Origin of the sequence: Prosthecobacter sp. (assembly GCF_029946185.1) — a bacterium.
Lineage (GTDB): Bacteria > Verrucomicrobiota > Verrucomicrobiia > Verrucomicrobiales > Verrucomicrobiaceae > Prosthecobacter.
This window is the reverse complement of sequence record NZ_JAQSEA010000009.1, coordinates 1-8,894: the sequence shown is the minus strand read 5'-3', so window position 1 is coordinate 8,894 and position 8,894 is coordinate 1. Positions and strand designations below refer to the sequence as shown.

At 60.4% G+C, this 8,894-nt stretch carries 9 protein-coding genes; 3 read left to right on the top strand and 6 right to left on the bottom strand.

All coding sequences use genetic code 11. The features are described from left to right. The 5 genes from PSV43_RS00360 to PSV43_RS00340 form a co-directional block, all read right to left on the bottom strand. On the bottom strand, window positions 1-877 hold an 877-nt coding region (locus PSV43_RS00360; RefSeq protein WP_300192538.1), incomplete at its 3' end, for an L-lactate permease. Beyond that, on the bottom strand, window positions 874-1,761 hold the full coding sequence (locus PSV43_RS00355; protein WP_300192536.1) for a universal stress protein: 888 nt from the start codon (window positions 1,759-1,761) through the stop codon (window positions 874-876). The genes PSV43_RS00355 and PSV43_RS00360, both read right to left, overlap by 4 nt. 32 nt (window positions 1,762-1,793) lie before the next feature. After that, window positions 1,794-2,849 carry an alcohol dehydrogenase catalytic domain-containing protein gene (locus PSV43_RS00350; protein ID WP_345784638.1) on the bottom strand — a complete coding sequence of 352 codons (1,056 nt, stop codon included), beginning with the start codon at window positions 2,847-2,849 and terminating at the stop codon, window positions 1,794-1,796. A 46-nt stretch (window positions 2,850-2,895) separates the two neighbouring features. After that, window positions 2,896-3,816, bottom strand: a complete 921-nt coding sequence (locus tag PSV43_RS00345) for a universal stress protein (protein ID WP_300192532.1) — start codon at window positions 3,814-3,816, stop codon at window positions 2,896-2,898. A gap of 163 nt (window positions 3,817-3,979) precedes the next feature. After that, window positions 3,980-4,321 (bottom strand): HPF/RaiA family ribosome-associated protein, encoded by a 342-nt coding sequence (locus tag PSV43_RS00340; protein WP_300192530.1) that lies wholly within the window; start codon window positions 4,319-4,321, stop codon window positions 3,980-3,982. A 121-nt stretch (window positions 4,322-4,442) separates the two neighbouring features. Between PSV43_RS00340 and PSV43_RS00335 the strand changes: the two genes are divergently transcribed. Continuing rightward, window positions 4,443-5,342: a LysR family transcriptional regulator gene (locus PSV43_RS00335; RefSeq protein ID WP_300192528.1), complete on the top strand. Its 900-nt coding sequence runs from the start codon at window positions 4,443-4,445 to the stop codon at window positions 5,340-5,342. A 119-nt stretch (window positions 5,343-5,461) separates the two neighbouring features. Further along, window positions 5,462-5,893, top strand: coding sequence for a universal stress protein (locus tag PSV43_RS00330; RefSeq protein ID WP_300192527.1), 432 nt, complete (start codon window positions 5,462-5,464; stop codon window positions 5,891-5,893). 71 nt (window positions 5,894-5,964) lie between these two features. Here the strand turns inward: PSV43_RS00330 and PSV43_RS00325 are convergent, their stop codons facing one another. Further along, entirely contained in the window at window positions 5,965-6,216 is a 252-nt protein-coding gene (locus PSV43_RS00325; protein WP_300192539.1) for a hypothetical protein, read from the bottom strand. Between the two features lie 121 nt (window positions 6,217-6,337). Between PSV43_RS00325 and PSV43_RS00320 the strand changes: the two genes are divergently transcribed. After that, window positions 6,338-8,894: PAS domain S-box protein (locus PSV43_RS00320; protein ID WP_300192526.1), on the top strand; the 2,557-nt coding region annotated here is incomplete at its 3' end.

The following is an 8,894-nucleotide window of genomic DNA, read 5'->3' as shown; positions in this document are numbered from 1 at the left end:
GCACCGTGGCCCAGAGCGGGAAGAGCGCTTTCACCACTTCGCGGGCGGACGGTGCCGCGCCCGCGTCCTCAGCCTCATCCTCATGCACTAGGCCGATGCGGCGTCTTGCCATCCAAACCGTGACACTCAACCCGATCAAGCCACCGGCGACGGCGGGGAATTCATCATCCACCAGCGCGAGCAGGAACATCGGAATCACACTCGCAGCCAGCGCGAGGTAGATGAAGACAAAGTTCCGCCGGATCTCCTGCCAGCTCACCAGAAGGCGGAAGGCCAGCAGCGGGACCACGCAGGCGGCGGCGCTGTGGATGAGCGCCGTCTTCCATGCCACCGCGTGCAATTCCTCCGCAGTCAAGCCGAGCTGCCCGAAGCCAAACCACGTCGGCGTTCCCACCGCGCCAAATGAAACTGGAACGCTGTTCAGGATGAGACATGCCATCGCCACGCGCAGCGGCGGAAAACCGAGGCCGACGAGCAGTGGCGCGGCGAGCGCGGCGGGCGTGCCAAAGCCGCTCGCACCTTCAATGAGAAATTGAAACGACCAGCCGATGATGACGACCTGCGCCACGCGGTTGCGAGAGAGATGGTTGAGCCAGCGGCGGATCGTTTCCATCGCACCGCAGTGCTCCATCGTGAGGAAGAAAAAGATCGCGCCCCAAACGATGAGAACCGGCGTCAGCGCCACCAGCAATCCAGCCACCACCGACGCGTTCACGAGATTGGCGTCGGTGCCGAACCATGCAAGCCGGAGGCCATAGGCCACGACCGCCGCGAGCGGCAGCGCCTTGGCGGAAGGCATCGGCGTCTTCTTCGTCATCCAATGGATGAGCAGGAGAATCGGCCCAGCGGCAAAGATGAGATCGGCGGCGGACATCATTCCATGGCCGGTTTCACCACGAGCACGGAGCAAGGGAGTCGCATCAGCAGGCGCTCCGCCGTCGATCCCATGAGGGTGTAGCGCAGGTTGGTTTGTCCTCGGGCGCCGATCACGATTAAGTCGGCCCCAGACATCTCGGCATGGTCAGCAATGGCATTGGCATAGTTGGGTTCATTTATCAGCACCTCGTTGGATTCAATGCCCGGCGCGATTTCCTTCACGAACTTTTGAAGCGTGGCGCTGAGAAGCTGCCGACGGTGCTCGATGAACTCGGACGCCACCGTCGCCAAATAGGCATAAGGCGTTGATAACCACGGCTCCTGCCAGACATGCAGAAAGTCCACCCTGGCACCGTCGTGAATGGCAGCACGATGCGCTTGTGCGGCGACCTCGCGCGAGGTCTCGGAGAAATCAATGCAGGCGACGATCTTGTGGAACGCATTCGGATGATTGGTTCTGACCAGCAGGATCTTGCCTGGAACTTGGCGGGCGAGCCGGTGGGCCAGCGATCCGGCGCCCGCTTTGGATTCGCCCGCGCCCGTGATCCCGGCCACGACCAAATCGGGGTTCTGCGTTTTGATGTGTTTCAGGATTTCATGCAGCGGCACGCCCACGACAATGGTGTTCTCACAACCCGCGGGCGCTCCAGCCTGTGCCAGCCAGCGCACGAGGGCTTCTCTGGCTCCTTCGGCGGCAATGGCAGCCTGGCGCTCAAAGCTCATGTTGCGGCTGTCCGCCTGTGAGGCGACGGCGGCAGTGTCCACCACATGCAGGACGTGAAGGCTGGCTCCATTGATCCCGGCGAGACGTGAGGCTTGTTCGAGTGCCGAGCGTGAGCCGGTGGAAAAATCCACGGGGACGAGGATGGTTTTGAGAGTGTTCATGGTGATGTGTTTGGAAATGGGAGTTGGAGGAATCAGGGCGTGATCAGCACCTTCAGCACGCCTTCCGCCCGATTGCCGAAGACCTCGTAACCTTGCTTGATGTCCGCCAGCGAGAAGCGGTGCGTGAGCAGCATCGAGGGATCGAAGCGGCCTGACTGCACCACGTTGATGAGGCGGCGCATGCGCTCCTTCCCACCGGGGCAAAGCGTGGTGACGATGCGGTGATCTCCCAGCCCTGCGGTATAGGCTTCATACGGAATTTGAAGCTTGCCTGAATAAACGCCGAGGCTGGACAGCGTGCCGCCCGGACGCAGACAGCGCAGGCATGATTCAAATGTCTCCTGCGTGCCGAGGGCTTCGATGGCCACATCCACGCCGCCGCCGGTGAGCTTCAGCACTTCTTCGACGACATTGCACTCGCGGTAGTTGAATGTGACATCGGCACCCATCTTGCGCGCCATCGCCAGACGGTTCTCATCACCATCGACGCCGATGATCAGCGTGGCTCCCATCAGCTTCGCACCCACCGTGGCGCACAGCCCGATGGGGCCTTGTGCAAAGACGACCACCGTGTCCCCGATCTTGATGCCGCCACTCTCTGCACCACCAAAGCCGGTGGAGGCAATGTCCGCCAGCATGACCACCTGCTCGTCGGTCACTTCGTCAGGAATCTTCGCCAGATTCGCCTGCGCATACGGCACCAGCAGATACTCCGCCTGGGCACCGTTGATCGTGTTGCCAAATCGCCAGCCGCCCATCGCCTGGCAGCCAAAGCCGTGGCCGCATTGCGAGTGCTGGCCGGAGAGACAGGCACGGCATTGTCCGCAAGGCGTGATGGCCCCGACGAGCACGCGGTCGCCGATGTTGTAACCCGTCACACCCACGCCGAGTTCCTCAATGACGCCCACTGGCTCATGGCCGATGATGAGCCCCGGCTTTACAGGATACTCGCCGCGCACGATGTGGAGGTCCGTCCCGCAGATGGTGGTGGCGGTGATGCGCAAGACGGCCTCGCCAGGACCGGCAGAGGGCTTGGGCACGGAATCGACGCGGATGTCATTAACGCCGTGAAACACGGTGGCGAGCATGGTTTGCATGGTGGTTGTTGGGTGGGTGATTTAAAAAGAGCGCTGTTCAGCGCACCACGAGCACAGGACACGGCGCGTGACGCACCACGCGCTCCGCCGTGCTGCCGATGAGCGCGTGTTCCCAGCCAGTGTGGCCGTGCGTGGCGATGACGATCAAGCCGGGGTCCACCGCTTTCGCCATCTCACAAAGCGCCTGATGTGGAATGCCCTCCAGCACGACGGTGGTGCTGTTGATCTCCGGGCTGAAGTGCTCGCTGCGGCACCTGCGCAGCTCAGCCTCAATCTTGACGTGCCGGGAGGCAAGATCCTGCTCCGTGAAGACCAGCGGAATCTCGCCAGTCATGGCGATGGCAGGCTGCACATTCGCCAGGATCAGCCGCGCATCAAACTCACGCGCCATGGCGGCGGCCAGGGGAAAGGCTTTGCGTGAATTCTCAGAAAAGTCCGTGGGCAACAGAATCCAGCGAAAGGCGGCGGCATTCGCGGCAGGTCGGCTCTCATCCGGGCGGCCCCGCATCACGAGCACGGGACATGGCGCGTGCTGGACGATGCGCTCCGCATTGCTGCCGAGAAGCACATGGGCCAGCCCTGTGTAGCCGTGCGTGGAGATGACGATGAGATCGCACTCCAGTTCGGCGGCCAGTTCTACGACCCTGTGGAAAGGCTTTCCAAGGGCAACCACCTGCCGCACTGGCACATCGGCAGGCACATGCTCCGCCACGAACTCCGCGAGCTGCTCACGCGCCGGCCGCTGCCAGTCCTGCTGGATGCCGGCTGCATCCAGCACCATGTGCGAACCATGCGGCAGATGCTTCACCACATGCACGAGGGTGAGCTTCGTTTCATATCGCCGTGCGAGGTCCAGCGCGGCATGGAGGCCGTGGAGGCATGGCTCAGAAAAATCAACGGGGGCCAGGATGTGTTTCGGCTGGACCGCATCGGTGGTTGGGTTTGTGTTCGCATTCATAAGGTAAGAAGTGGATTGAATGGAATGGCTTGAGTAGAGACGCCCTCACCACCTAGATGAAACACCGCATTCTGCCGGTGACCTCAGGAATGATGCCCTGAGAATTGTGATGAGACAGGCTCATTTTGTCATGCTGCGAGGGCGACGCCTGAGGGGGATCTCGCTACCGGACGCACGGCGCAGGCTGCGACGGGTGCGGCCCGTGGTTTCTCTGCCGCTTCTCCCGGTTGGTGGCCCGGCTGCCGATCTTGCCGCACAGGCTTTCCATCAACTTGAGAAAGGCGGCTTGAAGCGTGTGGTCGCAGCCTTCAGCGAAAACATCCGGGCCGGGTGTGATGAGATGAGCCTTCACATAAAAAGCCGGGCTTGCATCGTTGTCATGCGTCAGGGAGATGACGGCCTCGTCAATCTGGAGCGCGGGTTGTAGCGAGATGATCTGCTCCTCGACCCATGAGTCGAGGGTGTTGGTGGAGCGCACGTTCTTGTGCTGCAAAGTGAGTTTCATGTTCGGTGTCAGGTCTTGGTTTTGGTCATTTCCAGCACCCCAGCATGGGCCTTAAGCCCCGAGCGGACGAGTATGGATTTCCGAGTGGAACCATCGGTTTAACCGAATAGTCTGGCTGCACATGGACTCACTGAACTACCACCATCTCCGCTACTTCTGGACCGTGGCCAAGGAAGGAAGCATCTCACGCGCAGCAGCGAAGCTGCACATTTCTCAGCCCGCGATCTCAGAGCAGATTCGGGAGCTGGAAATGGTGTTTAAAGAGAAGCTCTTCCGTCGCGAGGGGCGCGGCCTGACGCTGACCGATGCCGGGAAAACCGCCTTCAGCTATGCGCAGCAGATCTTTGCTCTTGGTCAAGAGCTGTCCAGCGTCATCACACAAGGCCCCTCCGCCATGCATGTGAGGCTTCATGTGGGCGTGATGGACTCGCTGCCGAAACTCGTCACCAATGAGATTCTCAGCCCTGTTTTCGCACTCCCGCAGACCGTGCATGTCATCTGCCGTGAGGGAAAACTGCCGGACCTGCTCGCGCAGCTCGCCGCGCACCGGCTGGATGTTGTCTTGAGCGATGAATCCGCATCAAGCACCACGAACTTCAAGACCTTCAGCCATTCACTTGGGGAGACGGGCACCGTGTTTTGTGCGGAGAAAAAACTCGGACTGCGGCTGCGGCGTGGTTTCCCCGAGTCATTGCACGGAGCCCCGGCGCTCCTGCCCACGGAAAACACCGCGCTTCGGCGTGCGCTGAACACCTGGTTTCACGAGCATCAAATCGAACCCCGAGTCGTGGCCGAGTTCGACGACCCCGCTCTCATGAAAACCATGGCGGCGGATGGTCGCGGCTACATCGCCGTCCCCGCCGTGTCCCTGGCCGAGGCCGTTTCCTGCTACAACTACCAAGTGGTGGGAAGAGCCGACTCCTGCAGAATCCGCTTTTATGCGATCACAGGCAAACGAATGATCGAGCATCCCGCGGTGCAGCAGATGACCCAAGATGCACGAGGCATGTTTCATGGCTGATTCGAAGCGATGATTTTTAGTGCTGTCATCAAGCCGAGTTAAAGATAGTAGAGAACCACACGCGTTTGCTTGCCTCTTTCTCAGGATGCGGCAGCATGAGGAAATTCATTCATCCCGCCATGATCACACCGAGCCAATGGAAAAAGATTCTGGTCCCCACCGATTTCTCTGAGGACTCATTGAAGGCCCTGCACCAGGCGCAGCAGTTTCAGCAACTCACCCAGGCGGAGGTGGTGCTGCTTCATGTGACGGAACCCGCCTTCGAAGGCCTGCGGATCAACACTCAGGCCAAGCACGATCAAATGCAGATGGAAGCCCGAAAGAAAATGGAAGCACTCGTAAGCGCACACTTCAGCAGTGCCTCCTCAGTGACCACGCTGGTGCAGGCTGGCGGCGCTGCAGATGTCATCTGTGAACTGGCACGGACGCTGAATGCAGAAGCCATCTTCATCGCCACGCATGGCATCACGGCGATGAAGCACTTCATGCTCGGCAGTGTGGCGGAGAAAGTGGTGCGCCACGCGCCATGCAGTGTGATGGTGGTGCGGTGACGGTTTGTCTGCATCCTGCTGCTACATGTTCACTTCTATTCTTCTCCTGCTGACCTCGGTGGCGTCGTCGCTCAGGCCATGGATCTTTTGAGCACAAGCACCTTGAACCTCAGCATGGGGTCGAAGGGGGGCTTGCCACCCTTGCTCCAGTCGCGTGTGGCGTAGCCGGTGAGTTCTTCGAGCAGCGGCCGGAAGCCTTCCCAAGAAGTGAGATAACGCAGCTTGAGAATGCCGGTGATTTTGTCGGCCACGGCTTGCTCATGCTCAATGGCGGAAAACAATCCGCGCGCAGCATGGCACCATGCTGCTGAGGCCCAGGACATCAGCGTGATTTGACTGGTATTTTGGCTCAAATTCCTACAATTTTACAGAAAATCAACCTTTCACCCCTGATATGACAAAATCCCCCCCCCGTCAGATGACAACCAGCGAATCGCAAAGCTGGTGCGCCTGTTGCAGGAGACGGAGCTGGAACTGCAGGTGCTGACTGGTGGTCAACTGGACGCTATCACGCTTCCAAGCGGTGATCCGCTGCTACTGCGCGAGGCACAAGAAAAGCTACATGTGGCCGAGGCTGCGCAAAGGATCACGGCAGAAACACAGATCGCGATTCTAAACGCACTGCCCGCCCACATCGCGCTGTTAGATGCACAAGGCGTCATTCTTACCGTCAATGAATCCTGGCGGAGGTTCGCCTCGGCCAACATGCCGCAAAGTGCCGACTTTTTCGTGGGGCAGAATTATCTCGCTGTTTGCGAACAATCCAGCGGCGACTGTGCAGAGGAGGCGCAGGACGTTGCCAACGGTATCCGCCGCGTGTTGAGCGGTGAGACGCCCATGTTTTCGCTCGAATATCCCTGCCATTCACTCACTGAGCAGCGCTGGTTCCGCCTGATGGTGACGCCGTTGAGCCTCGGCACAATGACAGGCGCGGTGGTGATGCATGTCAATGTCACCGAGCGACTGCTGGCGGAAGAAGATCTGCGCAAGAACCAGCAGCGGCTTGAATTGGAAGCGCGGCGCCTGCACGAATCCCAGGCGGTGGCTCACGTGGGAAGCTGGGAGACGGACCTGCCCACTCAGGCCGTGACATGGACAGAGGAGACACACCGCATCTTTGGGACAAATCCTGCGGCTTTCAGCCCCACTCACGAAAGCTTCCTTTCCTTCGTGCATCTCGATGATCGCGCCCGGGTGGAGGCCGCATTCGCCGAATCGCATGGGCGGCCCGAGGCGTTCTCCATCGAGCATCGCATCTGCCTGGCGGATGGGACAATCAAGCATGTGGAGGAACGCTGGCAGGCGTTCAATGACGATGCGGGTCGGCCCATCCGAGCAGTGGGTACCTGTCAGGACATCACAGCCCGCAAGCTGGTCGGTGAAGCACTGCGGATCCGCGCGCGGCAGCAGGAAGTGATTGCCCGGATCGGTTTTGAGTCCATGCGGGCGACGACGCTGGAGGACATTTTTGATTTTACCACGCGGGTGGTCGCTGAGGCGCTGGACGTGGAGATGTGCAAGGTGCTCCAGTTGACACCCGATGGCAGCCGTGTCCGGCTCGTATCTGGCGTGGGCTGGCAGCCGGGCTTGATCGGGGTGGCTATGGTGGAAGTAGATGTGGCTTCCCAAGCCGGGTTTACTCTGAAATCGGACGGGCCGATTTTCGTCAATGACCTCCGGAAAGAAACACGCTTCCAAGCGCCACCGTTACTCACCCAGCACAATGTCCTCAGCGGTCTGAGTGTGACGATCCCGCTGCTCGACAAGCCTTGGGGCGTGCTGGGCGCGCATTGCCGTTCTGTCCGCAACTTTGACGAGCAGGACGCCCAGTTCATGCAGTCGGTGGCCGCGCTGCTGGCGGTGGTGATCGAGCGGCTGGCCGCGCAGCGCAGTGTGAGCGAGAGTGAGCGCCGGATGCGTGATGCCCAGCGCATCGCCCATTTGGGCAACTGGGAATTGGCGATCGCCCCGAACCGGCTGATGTGGTCGGATGAGGCTTACCGTATTTTCGGCGTTACGCCGGAAACTTTTGCCGGCACCTACGAGGCGTTTCTCGGGCTCGTTCATCCCGAGGACCGGCAGGCGATGGATGACGCCCATCGGAAGGCCCTTACCGGGGAGGGGATTCTGGAGATCGATCATCGCATCCTCCTCCCGGGCGGCGAAATCCGCCATGTGCGGGAGCGGGCGGAATTGATCCATGACGAGAACGGTCAACCTGTAGTGCTCGCCGGCACCGTGCTGGACATCACGGTGCAAGTCCTGGCGCAAAAGACGCACCGTGAGGCGGAAGAACGCAGCTCCGCCATCGTGGCCTCCGCCCTCGACGGCATCATCACCCTTGATCACGAAAACCGCATCCTTGAGTTCAACCCCTCGGCGGAGTCTATCTTTGGCTGGCCTAAAGCAGAAGTGCTGGGGCGTGACATGGGCGAAGTGATCATTCCCGAACGCCTGCGTGAGGGGCACCGACGTGGCTTGGCTCGTTACCTGGAGAGCGGAGAAAAAAGGGTGCTAGACCGCCGGCTTGAACTGCCCGCGATTCGTGCCGATGGCACCGAGATCCTCATCGAACTCAATGCCACGCGGCTGGGTCAGAGCCTGCCGGCGCAGTTTACCGCCTTTGTGCGCGACATCACGCAGCAAAAGCGGGCGGAGCAAGCCCTGACCGAAACACAGGAGCGCTACCGCAGCCTGGTGGAAAGCTCGCATGACGTGATCTACACAGTCTCGCCCGAGGGGCAGATTTTGTTCATCAATGAAGCCAGTCGCAGCGTACTGGGCTATGCCCCAGAGGAACTGATCGGCAGACACTGGGTGGACCTCATCCCTGCCGACCGGCGGCAGCAGGACCTGGCCGTCTTTGCTAAAATCATCAAAAGCGGTGATGGGCATGCCGACTATCTCGCGCATGTGTTGCACAAAGATGGCAGCACCGTGGCGATAAGGGCGAACTCCCGATCATTGCTCGACAATGAAGGCAAACTCATTGGCAGGACCG